The organism is Halomicrobium sp. HArcht3-1 (assembly GCF_058933345.1).
On record NZ_JBZYDM010000003.1, the window covers coordinates 52,016 to 67,760 of the forward strand.

Here is a 15,745-nt window from a genome sequence, read left to right on the forward strand (position 1 = left end):
GTTAGTAGTCGACGTATTTGAACCAGTCTGAGAAGTCACGTCCAGTCCGAGTCTCGAGTTCTTTCGTCTTCGGAAGGAACACCTCTTCAAGCCGACGCCGTGTCTCTGGATTCATACCCCTCTCATACTCCGACTCCGAGCTGAACGGATTGCTCAAACCACCCTGCTGAACGAACTTGTGAACTGGTCGGAGGGCGCGTTTGGTCGGTTCGCCCGCACGACGGTAGGCAATGTTCACGGCTCTGTAGTAGAGTTCGTCGACGACCTCGATACCCGAACTCCAGCGCGCGTCGTTGACCTTCTTATCGAGAATCGAAGGGGTAAACGACGGCTCCGCTCCGACGAATTCGTACACCTCTCGGATGAAAGATGCATCATCGGCTACAAGATCATCAAAGTACATTAATTTGAGTTGGTCGGCGCCGAACTCAGACTCGAAGCGTGCTATATGGTCAACATACATCCCCGGTCTGATCCAGTTCTCGTAGAGGTCGTAGTTCTCGAACACTTCTTCGAATTCGAAAGAGATCTTCCCCTTCGACTTCTCATGCCAATAATGTGAAAAGGCCCGATCGACAGGGTTGCGAAGCGAGAAAATCACTTTTGCATTGGGGTTCAATTCTGCCAACCGCTCGGGTACCGCTTCACATCGGATGTACGATGGAGTCTCCTCACCGATAACGGAGTACGAATCCGTGTCGTCGGGAAAGTGTTTCTGATACCACTCAGTTCCGCGGTGGTACTCCATGTCGAAGTAGTGTACCGAGTCGGTAGCGGGTACATACACATCCGGGTGCTCGGCTAGACCCTCGTACATCCAGGTCGTCGCACACTTCTGTGGACCCACGATGACGAAGTCGGGTACCCATTCGCCGGTATCAGTATCTGACAGGGAACTCATAGTATCTCTGAGACCGTAACCGAGGCCACGCCCAGGCTTGGTTTATACTTTCTGAAGCATTCGTCTTTAGTTAGCTTTCACACCTCGGTTGTGTAGCGATAGCGAGCGTCTCTTGTAAGATCGGTCGTTGCTGGTGAATCTTCTGTGCGTCGTCGATCAGCCGTTCCAGCAACGGCAGTGGCGAGTAGCCGAGGTACTCGCCGAGTTCGTGGAGGATGAGCTGGGCGTGCGACCGGAAGGTCGCCGCCCAGCGTTCCGGCAGAAACACGATCTCATCGTCGGCCTGTTCGGTGACCAGATCCAACAGTTCACGACTCACTAACAGCGACAGCAACGCCGCGTACAGCAATATTTCCACGACAACCGGGTTTCTCGTGTCGAATTCGTCCAGTTCATACTGTGTCTTCAGCTCACGGAACAACGTTTCTACCTCCCATCGACACCGATACAGCGTTGCCAGATCTGCCGGAAGGAACTCGTCTCTGGGCAGATTCGTGATGTACAGATGGTAGTCGTCGGCGTCCTCGTTGCGGACGCCGACGACGCGGAATCGCTTCGTGTCCAGTGAGCGGGTTCCCTCGTACTGCCCGCGCTTGAACTGGACTTCGACCTCCACGTCGATGTACGTCCGCGAGAGATCACCGATCACATCCTGAATCTGCTTGCCTTCCAAGGGAATGGCGCGCCCGCGCCATTCCCGTAATTCTGCCGTTGTCACCGGATTCGCGTTCTGATTCAGCCGACTCACAAAGAAGCCGTCGTTCTCGTCGATCAACGCGAAGCGGCGGTACTTGAAATACGCCAGATCAAGCAAAATAAGCCGTCTGGGCAGTCACGAACCCGTCTTGAACAACGTGCTGTCGTGGGCTGTCTCGTCGGCCACGTCGATCCATTCAATCATCTGCTCGGTGGAGTTGTGGAGCAGGTGGAGCCGTGCTCCAGCCTGCTCCTCGTGGCGGCCTTCGTACACCTCAGAGAGGAACTCGTGCAACCGTAACACGGTTCGATCAGCAATCATCACGTCCCTGAATCGGTCGATATCACCGTCCACAGCGTTCGGAACAGCGCCCTCGTCGAGACCGCGCTCGATGAGGGCGCGCAGATACGTAGCGAGGGACGGCATCAATCGCTGATAGAACCTGCCAGGAGAGATCGGCTCGTCAGCTGTGGCGTTGTAGCTCCGCCTGAACCCAGCGAGTGTTCGGCTCTCGCCTGCGGCGAAGCCGAACACGAGCGCCCACACGAGGACGGGAATCTGAAGATCACGGTCACGTTCGACCACGCCGAGTTCCTCGGCGTGCTCTTCGAGGAACTCGGAGGGAAACAGTGTAGTGAGTCGACGCATGATTCTCGATGAGGAGGCGTCTGTGTGCACAGCGGACACCTCCTCATTCCTCCCGAAAAGAAGCCTCGATAAGCCGCTGCTGTCACGCGATTCCTCGACTAACTAAAGACGGATGACTTTCTGAAGTATCGAACGACGGTGAGGACAAGCAGAAGCTTGATACAAACCGTCTGCGGTACTGTGCGTACGGATGACGACATCGCCTGATGATTCAACGAACTTGGCACCCCATGTCTCTGTGGTCGTTCCGTACAGTCCTGTTCACACCCCAAGAGATATCCTCGAAGAGGCGGTTAAAACGGCCCGTAAACAATCAATTCCGACTGAACTGATCATCATCGAAGACAGCGATCAAAAGGGACCAGCGTGGGCACGCAACAGGGGACTGGAACGGGCCGACACGCGCTTCATCGCTTTGTTAGATGCCGACGATTACTGGCACGAGGGGAAGCTAGAGCGCCAACTTGCAGCCATGGAGTCAACGGGGGCAGGTCTCTGCGTCGAAGCGTCCGATATTGATGAGTCGGCGTTCTTCAGAGAGCTATACCTTGGGAATATCTCCTCGATCACGTCTTCGATTCTTATCGATACGGAGAAAGTTGATGTTCGCTTCAAAGAGGATTTAGAACGCCGCGAAGACCACTTATTCGTCCTCGAAGCAGCGGCGCAAGGAGGGGCCTGTTTCGTGGAGAACCTCTTCACCGTCGGTGGTCACGAAGAGAGTCTTTCACAAGGGACTTCGACGATGTATCGGCTCACACAGGACTTTCATTTTGCCAGATGCGTTCGTGAACGGGTTCCTGAAGTTCGTGAAGCCCTCCGATTCTACGAACAACCACGGCAAGAGCATGACTTTGTCAACACGCCCGGTGATCTCTATCGCGTTCTCCTCCTGTTTCCGTCGACAAAGACAGTGATTGGCCTCGCATTGTCTCTCATATCCCAGCGAGAATGAGTGTTCGGTCTGTGACCAACATATTCGCTCTTGCGAAGGAGATTGTTGATAGCGAGAGCTGCGGCTGAAAGTCGAAGAGGGCAAGGGCACCGCGCCAGCGGTGCCCGATATGTTCCCAATAAGCCGGTTCGTGGCGGAATCGGCTGCAGCGGACCTGTTACAGCAGGTTCGCTGGCGTGATGGCGTCGAGTGCCCCCGCTGCCGTTCTGACCTGGCGGTCAGAAACGGCAGCTATCGGGAGTATCAGCGGTATCTGTGTAAGAATTGCGGCCGGACGTTCAACGACAAGACCGGCACGATATTCGCTCATTCGAAGCTCTCGCTGAAAGAGTGGTACTTCACGATCTACGTGTTCTTACGGTTCAACACGAGTATTCGCCAGATCGAGGCGGAGCTCGATCTCTCGTACAGAACGGTGAGACGGCGCGTCGAGCGCTTCGCCAGCGCGCTCGACGCGCCTTCGATCACACTGTCTGGACCGGTCGAAATCGACGAAGTGTACGTCTCTGCCGGTCTCAAAGGCCGCGAGCGCGACCAAGAGTCGCGCTCGCGTGGTTTGTCTACACGCGGACGAGGCTCGTACGACGGCGACAAACCGCCGGTGTTCACGCTGGTCGATCGTGGCTCGGACGATCGATACGTCGTGCCAGCGAAATCCGCCGATGAATCGACTATTCGACTCCTGCTTGCTGACCACGACGAGGAGTCGCTGACCGTCTATACGGACGGATTTCGAGCGTACGAACCGCTCGAAGAAGACGACGTATTTTCCCGCGAATACGTCGTCCACGGCGACGGTGAATACGCTGATGGCGAAGTACACGTCGACGGCTGCGAGAGCCACGCGTCGCTGACGCGACGGTGGCTCTCGCCTCATCGAGGAGTGTCAAAGGACAAGCTAACACCGTATCTCAGAGCCTTTCAGCTCCGCTGCGAACTCTACAGAAAATTAGGCGACGACACGCTCAAACATGCTCTCGATGCTGCCCTCTGAAAATCAACAACGTGCTTCACAACAGCGAACATATTAATGACGAGTTCATTGTAACTCACAAGTATGTATTCACCGGATCAAATAGCTCAAGGAATTCGTGACCCGGGATGGCCGTCCAAGAGATCAACCGTGCGTATTACTCTGCTGTGAACGATGGACAGTACAACGATGGAGGTGTCCATATCTTTGAGGAAGACTGGCACAACATGATCATCCTCGACGCCTGTCGATAGGATTCTTTTGCTGACCTCTCTGACCTTCCTGGGACTCTAAAGAAGCGTGAGTCGATCGCAAGCATGACTCATGAGTGGGTCAGTGCAAACTTTAACGGGCGGACACTGTACGACACAGTTTACGTCTCCGCTAACGGACAGTTCCTCAATGCGAAAGAGAGACATGGAGCTGTCGTACACGAGTTCATCGAGCTCTTCTCCGATACGCACCGTCATGGGAGTGGAGAGGGAAAATTCACCCCCCCAATATTGTCACTGGGCGAGCGCTTGAAGCAAGCGAACGGTTCCCGAACAAGCGCCACCTGATCCATTACCTTCAGCCACACAATCCGTACCTCGGATCCTCTGGTGCTGACATCGAATACCACAACTCGCTCCACAGAACAGTCACCCGCAATCCAGTCTCTGAGGAAACACTCAGGACAGCCTACCGCGAAAATCTGGATATCGTCCTCAATGAGGTCAAGACTCTAATTCAGGACCTTCCGGGAAAGACCGTCGTAACCTCTGACCACGGAGAACACATTGGTGAGCGTGAGGCTCCTCTTCCGGTTAAACGGTACGGACACCCCCGCGGGATCTATATGAGTGAGCTCGTCGAAGTTCCGTGGCTCGAATATCACAAAGGCGACCGGCGTGACGTGACCTCTGAGCGTGCTGACTCGGAGACGGAGTACGATGAAAACGAACTGAACGAACTCCTCCGAGATATCGGTTACGCCGTCTGATGTGCTCTGTTGAATCCGTTGACGGCGACAGGATAGCGTCGCTCTGAAGGTGGAAGCGAAGCGGAGCGAGTGAATGTGCCTAAGATACTCTTCCGCTTCGTTAAACAAGCCGCATCGCTGGCTCAAAAACGCTGTGCCGCCAGCCCCACGGCGGTGGTGAGTGACCCGGCTGGCAACGGATTTGCGGATTGGAAGCACTTGACGCTACATTTTCTGCGGATTCACATGGACGCGACGTACCGCGAAATCGTCGATTGGGCGAGCGAGATGGATCGCGTTCGTGGTCTGTTGCAGTTGGCGCGGACGGCATTTCCGGCACCCTCGACGATGTGGCGGTCCTTCGAGCGGGTGCCCACTCGTGTCTGGCGACAACTGCTCCGTCGGTCAGCGACTGCTTGCGATCCCGGCGGGCATGGGGCGATGGATGCCACGTTTTTCGACCGCGAAGCGGCATCCAGCCACTACGTCGATCGATCGGATCGCCACATACGGACGCTGAAAACGACGGCCCTGGTCGACACAGAATCGTGTGCCATCCTCGACCTCCACTGTTCGGCACACTGGCCCCACGATACACAGGTGGGCCGTCAAGTAGCGCTCCGTAATACCGACGAAAGCGAGAGTCTCGCCGGTGACAAAGGCTACGACGATCAGTCACTGCGGGACGCACTCCGCGCCGAAGGCGTCCGGCCGGCCATCAGACATCGGCTGTTCGCTCACTACGACCACGCCCACAACGCACGGTTGGACAGCGATCTTTACGGGCAGCGATGGATGGCCGAAACGGCGTTTTCGGCCATCAAGCGCAGATTCGGGTCGCTGTCAGGCCGAGCGCTTGGTACCGCGAATTTAGAGAACTGGTGCTCACCGTCGCTGTCTACAACCTCGAACAAGCACTCAAACAGTGATCGCTACGCTGTCCGTGGATTCAACAAGGCAGTCTGATGCAAATTCATGCCGGAACCGTCCCAGTTGATCCGAGGAGACTCCGGACTTTCTCGCGGACCCGCTTCGAAATCGTAATCAGGATGCCAGTGTACACCGCGGCAGCAGCTAACACGAGTGTGATCGTCCAGTAATGACCTGACGGGACCTGCTCCCGAAGAAGGAACAGCGCCACACCCATCCCCAGTGCGGCGATGACCTGAGCTGTGAAGGAGCGCCACGGGAGTGAAGGCCGACCGATGAGGCGAGTGACCGCGACGAACCCAGCCAGAAAGAGTCCTGTAGATGAGACCGTCGTCGCGAACGCTGCTCCGATCCACCCATACTGCCAGACAAGACCTGCATTGAGTGCTACATTCAACAGAATGAACGCGGCACTGATCCGGAAAACGACTTCAGGTCGATCGATGGCATTGATTGCTGAAATGAATTGCTCGCCAAATGAGGCGATCAGTCGTGCGACAATCAACAGCACCAGTATCGATGCCCCAGACCGGAAAGCACCACCATATATACCGAGTATTCTCGGACCAATAAGAGATGCACCGACCAACCCAGGGATGGTGAAGATACCGGTAAATACTAGTCCTTCGTTGAGCAGGTGATGGATCTGATCGTAGTTGCCATCGGTGCTCAGATCGCTGAACTCCGGGAATAAGGTATGCTGAACGGAATTGCTGACAAGAATCAGTGTCGATGCCAGCGCCCACGCCACCTCATAAATCCCGATCAGTGAGGAGGCAACAAAAAAGCCTAATACTGCTGTATCAGTCCAGCCGAAAGCTCTCCCTTTCAGCCGTGCCAGCCACGAGAAGCGTGCGTACGCCGCAATTCTACTGATTTGTGCGCGGTTTGGAAGTCTGGGCCGTGACTTTGCAAAGAACATGCCGAGAAACCCAGCAGTTAGTAGCGCGATTGCATGGCCAAGGAGTAGCCCCGAAACGTTGTAGCCGATCAGTATGAGACTGACCTGTAGAAGCGTTCGGAGGATTCGATCTATACTTTGGATGAGGCCGGACCTCCCGACCTGCTTTTCACCACTCAGAACTCCATGAACGAGTTTGAATAGTCCGGTCCCAAGCAACAGGAGAAGAAACTCTTCAGTCACTGGCGCACCAATGTAGCCCTCAAGATGTGAGCGAGCCAGCAGCGAGCCGACGGCCAAAAAGAGTACCACGGTGCCGATCATGAGAGCGCCGGCACCGAAGTATTCCCTGTCGTCGGCCTCACTGATCCGTTTCATGATGGCCGTGTGAATCGCCAAAATTGGGACAACAGTGAGGAAGAGGACGGCAGTCGCTTTCGCGTAGTACCCGAGCGGCTCAGGACCGAGTAGACGGGCGATCACGAAAGTCGCAACAAATCCGGAGAGAGAGACCACAACCTGTGTCAGAAAATGGAAAGCAGCCGTACGTCCGAGTTTCAGTCCCATGAGCATAACCGGCTCGTACTATGACTTGAATGCTTTCCTATTTAACAGGGCCGTGCTGACTGAAGTTGCTCAAACCATCTGGAAGAGACACCACACGTTCCGATACGGAACTTCCCGGAGTTTCTCCCGTGACAGTCAGAACCACCCGTCCGCAGGAGATCGTGCTTTTCAGCCAGTTCACTCGCATCTGTGACCCCGAACTCCCTGTCACTGTATGGATACCACGTCTCGATTGCGTCAAGTCCGTAGTCGACAGCGGTGGCGACCATCTCTGGTACCTGGTCCGAGCGAATTCTACCGGGATGTGCCAGAGACACCACGCCACCCGCCGTCTGGATCGCGTCGATGACTTCGCGGCAAGGGATGCGTTCCATCGGAACGAAACATTCTGCCCCCTCTGTTAGGTACTCGTCGAACGCTTCACCGATATCTTCCACGTACCCCTCCTCGACGAGGAATCCTGCGAGGTGTGGGCGCCCCACTCCTCCACGGACCGTTTCGCGGAGCGTCTGATATTCCAGTTCAAGCTCGGTTACAGCGTTCAAACGTTCTATTAGCTGGCTATTCCTCGTTCGGCGGAACTGTCGCGTTCGCTTCAATACCGAGCTGAGAGTGCTGTCCGCTGGGTCTACGTAGTAACCCAGGAGTTCCACTTTCGTGCCGAAGAGATCAGCGCGGACCTCAACTCCGGTAACGACTTCGATGCCCCCCATCTCGCGAGAGCCCGCATCGAGTTCGTTGATTATCCGGTCGTGGTCCGTGATTGCAATTGCATCCAGATTGCGCGCCCGAGCTTGCTCGATACGCTCTTGAAGTGTGTCCGTCCCATCTGACCCGTTTGTGTGCACGTGTAGGTCGGCAACGACATCTTCGTACATGTTTGTGACGTATCCTGCGAGAGTAGAAACGATTCCGATCCGACGTTACTCGTCCAGTTTACCCTTGGACCGCAAAGAATCTTTGACCGACAGTTCCTGGTTTTTCGAGATACTGAAGTCGTATCCCTCGACTGGCTGGTCGATGAGGGACTCGTCTTCCAGGTAGCGCATGACCTGGCCCACGCAGTCAGTGAGGGAGTCATTCCCCGTATCGACGATCAGATCGGCGTCGTGTGGCTCTTGGAAGGGGTGATTGACACCGGTGAACTTGTCTATCTTCCCCTCCCGGGCCTTTTGGTACAGTCCCTTCGGATCGCGGCGTTCGCACTCTTCGAGAGAGCACTTCGTATAGACGAGGACGAAATCTCCCTCGTCTTCGATTATTTCGCGAGCCTGACGCTGTGACTCTCGGAACGGAGTGATCATCCCGACAATAACAGGGATTTCATTTCGATTGAGAAGTTTGCAGATGTATGCGGTTCGCTTGTTGTTGAGCCGGCGGTCTTCTCGGGAGAATCCCAAATCGGGATGGAGGTTCTGACGCAAATTGTCTCCATCTAGATTTTCCATCGGGAGGCCAAGCTCTATCAGTTCGTCTTCGACACGACTTGCTAGCGTTGATTTTCCGGAAGCCGGACGGCCCATGAACCAGAGCGTAAACATTGTCAACCACTCACAAAGATGTCGTCCATTCCCAATATCTTTTCGGCTACCTCCGGACGCATCAGTTTCTCGTTCGGGAGCTCACTGGCACCCAACGTCTTCCGGAGTTCTGTCCCACTCGGCTCAACTCGATCTTCAGATTCATGCGGGCAGATTTTTTCCGAAACGACGCCATCGCACCGATGGCAGAAGAAGGCATAGTGGTAGTACAGCGGTGAGATTCCAATTTCACCGACTTGGTTGAATATCTCTTGTGATGCGAAGTCTCCGTAATAGTCGCCGACGCCAGCGTGGTCACGGCCGATGATAAAGTGCGTACAGCCGTGATTTTTGCGGACAATGCTATCGAACACCGCTTCTCGGGGCCCTGCGTACCACATTCGTGAGGAGAACATCCCCAGAACGACCGCGTTGTCGGGATAGTAGTTGTCGACGAGCGTATCGTACGCTGAGAGGATCGCCTCGTTAACGTAGTCTCCCGACTTTTTCTCCCCAATCTTTGGCTGGATAAAGATCCCATCGGTCTGTTCGAGGGCTGACTTCTGCAAGTACTCATGTGCGCGGTGAGGAACATTCCGCGTCTGGAACCCGGCAACAGTGTCCCAGCCCCTATGTTTGAATAGCACTCTGCACTCTACTGGCTTCAGAAAGTGGTTCTTGTCCATGCCGTCGGCGTCATTGAACGCCTTGATTTCTCCGCCAACAAAAAACGGATCTTTCTCGAGGAACATCGCCACGCCGGGGTGGTCGGTGTCTCTAGTTCCAAAGATCTTCTCTGCGGCTTCGTGCCCGTTATACCGGTAGATCTCGTCGATGTCAAGGACGCCGAGCCTCTCTTCATTTGGACCGGTGATCACCACCCTATCACCAGGATTTACCCGATTCGCCATTTCCGTGTCGATATCGAGCACGATCGGGAGCGTCCACGCTTCGCCCCCCTCAAGCGTCATGTCATTGATTACCTTCAAGAAATCATTTCGCGATAGGAATCCGGTTAACGGGCTGTAAGCGCCGCTCGCTATGTTGATGAAGTCGTAGTAGAGGTTCTGGTCAAGCCGGATCGCTGGATACTCTTCAAACTCTCGTTTCAGTTGATCGCTTCGTTCCGGCGAGAGAAATCGGTCAACGAGTTTGTTTCCATGGGGCGGAATCATCAATTCAGTGAGCGCAAATGTGGAGTGGCAGGATGAAAAACTTTCGTCTGTGACCGAGATGTAGCGGCCTGCCCCTTCACCTGTTGTCTGTTTTGATGTCAGCGCACAGGATGAACATGCCGCGCCAGATTCCCCGTATCAGTAGACAGAGCAGAGGATTGATCGGTATCGTTCGCAGGCGACCTCGAAGCTGTACTGGTTTTCTACCAACGACCGACCCCGCTCACTAACATCTCCAAGATCAGCACGTCTGAGAGCCTTCTCGATCGCTTCTACCAATGCATCTGGCTCCCGGGAGTTGATGAAAAAGCCGGTCTCTTCGGGCCTAACGGCATCCGGAATACCGGAGACAGGTGACGCAAGCACTGGCGTCCCGCAGGCGAGCGCTTCAAGTATCGTTGTCGGGAGTCCCTCGGTTGGCTCAGATGGTAACACAAGTAACGCGAGGTCATTCAGCTCTTCCGGCACGTCGTCGTGGTCGACCCATCCAGTCAATTCGACTTGTCCATCTTCGATTTCCGAGGACAGCTCCTTGGTGATCCACGAACGCAATTCCCCGTCACCAATGAATCGAAACGTATACTCTCCGGGTAGTGTGCGTGCTACCTGTACGAGTGTCCGGATCCCTTTCTCCTCGTCGAGACGACCAACGAATCCGACGACTAGGTCACGCTCAGAATACGGTTTCTTTACGTCGAAGCGATCTGTATCCACATACCGGGCACCGTCAGGGTACACCGCCGTACCGTCTGGATCGAGGCCTAATTCTCGCGCCATCGATGGCGTGTATGTCACGACCCCATCAGCGACGGTGAATCCACCCCATTCGAGTAAGCGGACTGATCCCGCAAGCACCCGAGCAAGGACGTTCGGAAGGCCCTGTTCCCAGTTCAGGCGGAGGGTGAGCGGTACGTCACCACGGGGTTCGACGAGTACAGTCTTCCCCAACATGCGGGCGACGAGTATTGGCAGCAAGTACGATGTCGCGCCGTAGAAGAGGACGATCTCTTCTTCACGGCCGGCGAGGATGTGACACATCCGAAGCTGGTTCCGGACGAACCGAATGGCTGCAACGACGACGCTTGACTGTCCCGCCCCTTGTTCGGTCACCTCAATCAACTCCCGCTGTTCACGAATATCCGAATCCGCCGGAAGGTCGGCGGTTACGAGCGATACGTTGGTAATCGCCGCGAGCAAATCCAACAGACTCCGAGTCGCATTTTCGCCCGCCGCCGACAACGGATGGGTGACAACACAGACATCTGGGAGCGCGTGATCCGGTCCCGACATCGTCACCTCCACACCGCCAGTCCGTAGAGATAGCCTGCACCCACTGTACCAGTGAAGACCAGTAACGCGACCAGCTGGATGAGACCCGATATCGTCGGGCAAGTCACGAGTGCTCGGAGACGGGTCGGAATGTGTTCGGTCAACAGTGCACTCAAGAAGGCTGACTCGGTTCCTGAAGACTCGGGTACCAGAACCTCCATCCCGCGTTTCGAATAGCCTTGCCAGAACGCCCGGTTGAGAAGCCATGTGGGTTTAATCCGGTAGTCGAATACCTTGTGAGCGACCAGTGCCTTTGGCTCGTAGTAGACGCCGTAGTCATACCGTTGTTTCAGTCTGGCACACAATTCTGTCTCCCCGCCCTGTAGGTTCTTCTCTCCCTGACGGCCACCGATCTCGTCTTCGAATCCACCGAGAGCGAGAAATACCTCACGCTTAAACGAGATGTTCGAACCGAACGTGTTACGCACCTCACCGGCAGTCGTCAGGTCACCGTCCGGTCCGAATCCGCGGTTCGTGACGCCGACGAGCCAGTAGAACTCTGCGGGGAGGAACGTCGGTCGGCCGGCCACCCACTTCGGGACCATCCGTCCGCCGACCGCGGGAATGTCGTGACTCTCGTAGACATCGACGAGCGCTTCGATCCACCGCTTGTCCGCGACTGCATCGTCGTCGAGAAATGCTACGACATCTCCCGTCGCACGCCCGGCCCCATTGTTTCGGCTCTGCAGCAGCCCTACGTTCTCGTCGTTACAATGAATCACGACATCATTCTGTCCACCAAAGTCCGAACGGAACCGCTCGTCCACCCGTTCGTTCCCGTCAGAGACCAGCACCAGTTCGACATCGTCGTAGGTCTGACCGAGGACACTGACTGCTGCCTCGTGGCAGTCGTCGTAACGATCAAGCGTATGTTCACAGAGGATAACGGAGATGCGCATAGTTTCTCCTGCCTCTCGCCGTCCCATATGTTTTTATATTCTCCGATCGGCAGTTTCGGGCCGTCTTACGTTCTGTGTGATCTGGTTTCACCCACCGACGATCCAACGATATATGACAAGGCTTATGCGCGCCATGGCAATTCGTTCGGCTAATGAGTAACAGGCGGGACCGTCTCGAAGAAAACGAAGAACTCGAGCGGGCCGTCGACTTGGTGTCCCAGTACTATCACCTCGTTCTCGGCGCCCTCCTCCTCGGGTTCATGCTGTGGAATCGTGTTCGACCGTGGGAAAACTTCGTCGTCGACGGCGAAGTGCTGTTCACTGGCAACGACGCCTGGTATCACTACCGCTCGACAGCCTTCACCGTCCGTAACTGGCCACAGACGATGCCGTTCGATCCGTGGACGTACTTCCCAGTCGGGAACGCGTCCGGTCAGTTCGGGACGCTGTTCGACCAGTTGATGGCGACAGTTGCACTCGTCGTCGGTCTCGGATCGCCCAGCGACCACACGATCCGACTCGTTGTCCTCTTCGCACCGGCTCTCTTCGCCGTCATCGCCGGTATCCCCACGTACCTCATCGGACGACGACTGGGTGGTCGGATCGGTGGAGTCACTGCCCTGACCGTCCTCGCGCTCTCGTCGGGATCGATCCTCCAACGGAGCATGGTCGGCTTTTCGGACCACCACATCGTCGAGGCACTCTTCCAGACGCTCAGTGTGCTCGGTGTGATGGTCGCAGTGACTGTCGCCCGACGCGATAAGCCAGTCTACGAGCAGTTCGTCGACCGCGACATCGACGGTCTCCGGGCGACGCTCGTCTGGAGTTCACTCGCCGGCGTCGCCATCGCCCTCTATATCTGGACGTGGCCGTTCGGCATCCTGCTCATCGGTATCCTCGGCACGTATCTGCTCGTCCAGTTGCTCGCCGAGTTCGCCCGAGGTGAAAGCCCAGAACACACTGCTATCGTCGGGGCGATTGCACTCGGTGTGGCCGGTGTGCTCCTCTTCATCCCACTCTCTACGTCGGCGTTCATCGTCAGCGACTTCTCGCTGCTCCACCCGACACTGGCGTTCCTCGTCGCTGGCGGCAGCGTCTTCATGGCGTGGCTGGCTCGCGTCTGGGAAGACCGTGACATCGACGGTGTCTTCTATCCCGTGACTGTGCTGGGTCTCATCGTCCTCGGCGTGGTCTCGGTCCGCGTCGTGGCACCCGGAATCTTCGAGCTGTTCGCGAACAATTTGGTTCGGATCTTCGGCGGGGTCGTCGGCATCGAACCATCGGGCCGTGCCGGGACAGTCGGTGAGATTCGTGCCATGAGTCAACCAGCGACGTACCTGTTCCAAGTTCACGGCTTTGCAGCGTTCATCGCGTTGCTCGGTGGCGTAGTGATCCTGTTCAGAAACGTCATCGGCAGCCGTATTCCACCGCAACGACTGCTCGTGGTCGTCTGGGGCCTGTTCATCTTCGCCGCATCGATCACGCAAGTTCGGTTCACCTACTATCTGGCCGTCCCGATCGCTGCGTTGACGGCCTACGTCGTCGGGCAAGCACTCGCACAGCTCAAACCCGACGGGGACGACTTCACACTCGTCGACAGCGACGGCATCAACGTCGAAGGCTATCAGGTGCTCGCCGTCGTCGCGATCGCGTTGCTCATCATCGCACCGATGACGGCAGTCGCCGGGCCGACGAACATCAATCGGTACGATTCCCCCGGTCAGGACATCGAGTCCTGGTCGAACGGATTGGGCTGGATGGAAGAGAACACACCCGACGAGGGAACGTTCGGCGGAGCGTCGAACGAACTCGACTATTACGGGAGCTACGAGAAGGTCAGCAACTACGATTACCAGTCCGGCCAGTACGGCGTCCTCTCGTGGTGGGACTACGGTCACTGGATCACGGCAGAGGGTGAACGGATCCCGAACGCGAACCCGTTCCAGCAAGGCGCGACTAACGCCGCGAACTTCCTGCTCGCGCCCAACGAGACCCAGGCCGGTGACGTGCTCGACAAGATAGACGAGGACGACGCCGAGACCCGATACGTCGCTGTCGACTGGATGATGGCGGAGGCAAACAGCGACGTCGGCGGGAAGTTCTTCGCGCCACCGAACTTCTACAACGTTTCTGACGTAACGCGTCAGGACTACTACAACCGAGTGTACTCAAGCGGCGCTCGCTCGCTCCGTGGTCCTTCCTTTATGGTGCAGCGCCAGTCCTACTACGAGAGCATGACGAGCCGGCTCTACCTCTATCACGGTAGCTCGGTCGAGCCACAGCCTGTCGTCGTGGACTGGGGTATCGGCTCCCTGCAAGGGTCGCAGGTCCGCCAGACGACCGGCAGGCGCGCACTGCTTTTCAACCGCACGATAGCGAACGCTCGGGCGTACACGGCCAACGACACCACGTCGACCGTCGGCGGTATCGGTGCACTGCCCGCCGAGCGAATCCCAGCGCTCGAACACTACCGGCTCGTCGGGAGCAGCGAGCAATCGGCCACCGAGAGCGGGAATTACAACCGTGGCATCCTGACTGACGCACAGATCAGCGGGCTGGGCTACGAACTCGTCAACAGCACGTCTCAGTGTGGATCGAACATTACCGCACGGACGACATCCGGACAGGTGGCGTGTCTGCCCGAGCAGACCAGCGAACAGGTCTTCCACCCGACCTCGCCACAGTGGCTGAAGCTCTTCGAACGTGTCCCCGGTGCGACAGTCGAAGGGACCGGGCCAGCCAACTCGACAGTGCTGGCCACCGTCGAGATGTACAACCCAGCCTCGAACGACACGTTCGACTACACCCAGCGTGCCGAGACGGACGACGACGGTACGTTCGAAATGACCGTCCCCTACTCGACGACCGGGTACGACGAGTACGGCCCCGAGAACGGGTACACGAACGTCTCCGTTCGAGCCAATGGGAGCTACCAGTTCTCCGCACAGACGTTCGAGAACCGGACACTGACGACGTGGAACGGATCGGCGGATGTCTCTGAGGGCGCAGTCCTCGGCGTCGAGGACACCACGACGACGGTCGACATGCAGGTCGCAAGCTCTCAGGACCTCTTCGGGCAAAACGAGACGAACGAGACCACCGAGTCGAACACGACCGACGACGCAGGATCGAGCACCGACAGCACGGACGACGGCTCGACGACCGAAACCGCGACGCCGACCGGCACCGAGACGCCAACGGATACGACCACCGAGACAGCCGCGGAAACGGCGACCAGCACGGCTACGTCGACCGCGGACTGACCGCACCGGAGTGTGCCGGTCTTGAA

The 15,745-nt window shown here is 56.7% G+C and carries 11 protein-coding genes and 2 pseudogenes; 5 read left to right on the plus strand and 8 right to left on the minus strand.

Features of this window, described 5'->3' with window-relative positions; genetic code table 11:
- Position 1 precedes the first annotated feature (1 nt).
- Both AC5FRW_RS05585 and AC5FRW_RS05590 read right to left on the minus strand, forming a co-directional pair.
- Entirely contained in the window at positions 2 to 901 is a 900-nt protein-coding gene (locus tag AC5FRW_RS05585) for a sulfotransferase domain-containing protein (RefSeq protein ID WP_493567446.1), read from the minus strand.
- A gap of 70 nt (positions 902 to 971) precedes the next feature.
- Positions 972 to 2,246 (minus strand): annotated as a pseudogene (locus tag AC5FRW_RS05590) (IS4 family transposase).
- Positions 2,247 to 2,436: 190 nt separating this feature from the next.
- On the opposite strand from AC5FRW_RS05590, the gene AC5FRW_RS05595 reads away from it, so the two are divergent.
- The 4 genes and pseudogenes from AC5FRW_RS05595 (at position 2,437) to AC5FRW_RS05610 (ending at position 6,064) form a co-directional block, all read left to right on the plus strand.
- Positions 2,437 to 3,201 (plus strand): glycosyltransferase family 2 protein, encoded by a 765-nt coding sequence (locus AC5FRW_RS05595; RefSeq protein ID WP_493567447.1) that lies wholly within the window; start codon positions 2,437 to 2,439, stop codon positions 3,199 to 3,201.
- A 109-nt stretch (positions 3,202 to 3,310) separates the two neighbouring features.
- A complete protein-coding gene (locus AC5FRW_RS05600) occupies positions 3,311 to 4,195 on the plus strand; it encodes an IS1595 family transposase (RefSeq protein ID WP_493567448.1) in 885 nt (294 codons plus the stop codon).
- Positions 4,196 to 5,012: 817 nt separating this feature from the next.
- Positions 5,013 to 5,156: a hypothetical protein gene (locus AC5FRW_RS05605; protein WP_493567449.1), complete on the plus strand. Its 144-nt coding sequence runs from the start codon at positions 5,013 to 5,015 to the stop codon at positions 5,154 to 5,156.
- A gap of 75 nt (positions 5,157 to 5,231) precedes the next feature.
- A pseudogene (locus tag AC5FRW_RS05610) lies at positions 5,232 to 6,064 on the plus strand (IS5 family transposase).
- Positions 6,065 to 6,108: 44 nt separating this feature from the next.
- Here AC5FRW_RS05610 and AC5FRW_RS05615 read toward each other — a convergent pair.
- The 6 genes from AC5FRW_RS05615 to aglG all read right to left on the minus strand — a co-directional run bounded on the left by AC5FRW_RS05615 (position 6,109) and on the right by aglG (position 12,456).
- Positions 6,109 to 7,533, minus strand: coding sequence for an oligosaccharide flippase family protein (locus tag AC5FRW_RS05615; protein WP_493567450.1), 1,425 nt, complete (start codon positions 7,531 to 7,533; stop codon positions 6,109 to 6,111).
- Positions 7,534 to 7,574: 41 nt separating this feature from the next.
- A complete protein-coding gene (locus tag AC5FRW_RS05620; protein WP_493567451.1) occupies positions 7,575 to 8,411 on the minus strand; it encodes a PHP domain-containing protein in 837 nt (278 codons plus the stop codon).
- A 45-nt stretch (positions 8,412 to 8,456) separates the two neighbouring features.
- Positions 8,457 to 9,074: an adenylyl-sulfate kinase gene (cysC, locus tag AC5FRW_RS05625; protein ID WP_493567452.1), complete on the minus strand. Its 618-nt coding sequence runs from the start codon at positions 9,072 to 9,074 to the stop codon at positions 8,457 to 8,459.
- Positions 9,075 to 9,076: 2 nt separating this feature from the next.
- Positions 9,077 to 10,228 carry a sulfate adenylyltransferase gene (sat, locus tag AC5FRW_RS05630; protein ID WP_493567453.1) on the minus strand — a complete coding sequence of 384 codons (1,152 nt, stop codon included), beginning with the start codon at positions 10,226 to 10,228 and terminating at the stop codon, positions 9,077 to 9,079.
- A 138-nt stretch (positions 10,229 to 10,366) separates the two neighbouring features.
- The gene (locus AC5FRW_RS05635) at positions 10,367 to 11,518 is read right to left on the minus strand and encodes a glycosyltransferase family 4 protein (protein WP_493567454.1); all 1,152 of its coding nucleotides are present in this window, start codon (positions 11,516 to 11,518) and stop codon (positions 10,367 to 10,369) included.
- A gap of 2 nt (positions 11,519 to 11,520) precedes the next feature.
- Positions 11,521 to 12,456 carry a glucosyl-dolichyl phosphate glucuronosyltransferase gene (gene aglG / locus AC5FRW_RS05640; protein WP_493567455.1) on the minus strand — a complete coding sequence of 312 codons (936 nt, stop codon included), beginning with the start codon at positions 12,454 to 12,456 and terminating at the stop codon, positions 11,521 to 11,523.
- 152 nt (positions 12,457 to 12,608) lie between these two features.
- On the opposite strand from aglG, the gene AC5FRW_RS05645 reads away from it, so the two are divergent.
- On the plus strand, positions 12,609 to 15,719 hold the full coding sequence (locus AC5FRW_RS05645; protein ID WP_493567456.1) for an oligosaccharyl transferase, archaeosortase A system-associated: 3,111 nt from the start codon (positions 12,609 to 12,611) through the stop codon (positions 15,717 to 15,719).
- The last annotated feature ends 26 nt before the right edge of the window (positions 15,720 to 15,745 follow it).

Bases quoted from the DNA above. Each gene is read 5' to 3' on its own strand.
- aglG (WP_493567455.1), bottom strand. From the start codon at position 12,456: ATGCGCATCTCCGTTATCCTCTGTGAACATACGCTTGATCGTTACGAC.
- cysC (WP_493567452.1), bottom strand. From the start codon at position 9,074: ATGTTTACGCTCTGGTTCATGGGCCGTCCGGCTTCCGGAAAATCAACG.
- AC5FRW_RS05645 (WP_493567456.1), top strand. From the start codon at position 12,609: ATGAGTAACAGGCGGGACCGTCTCGAAGAAAACGAAGAACTCGAGCGG.
- AC5FRW_RS05635 (WP_493567454.1), bottom strand. From the start codon at position 11,518: ATGTCGGGACCGGATCACGCGCTCCCAGATGTCTGTGTTGTCACCCAT.
- AC5FRW_RS05585 (WP_493567446.1), bottom strand. From the start codon at position 901: ATGAGTTCCCTGTCAGATACTGATACCGGCGAATGGGTACCCGACTTC.
- AC5FRW_RS05620 (WP_493567451.1), bottom strand. From the start codon at position 8,411: ATGTACGAAGATGTCGTTGCCGACCTACACGTGCACACAAACGGGTCA.
- AC5FRW_RS05595 (WP_493567447.1), top strand. From the start codon at position 2,437: ATGACGACATCGCCTGATGATTCAACGAACTTGGCACCCCATGTCTCT.
- sat (WP_493567453.1), bottom strand. From the start codon at position 10,228: ATGATTCCGCCCCATGGAAACAAACTCGTTGACCGATTTCTCTCGCCG.
- AC5FRW_RS05600 (WP_493567448.1), top strand. From the start codon at position 3,311: ATGTTCCCAATAAGCCGGTTCGTGGCGGAATCGGCTGCAGCGGACCTG.
- AC5FRW_RS05615 (WP_493567450.1), bottom strand. From the start codon at position 7,533: ATGGGACTGAAACTCGGACGTACGGCTGCTTTCCATTTTCTGACACAG.
- AC5FRW_RS05605 (WP_493567449.1), top strand. From the start codon at position 5,013: ATGAGTGAGCTCGTCGAAGTTCCGTGGCTCGAATATCACAAAGGCGAC.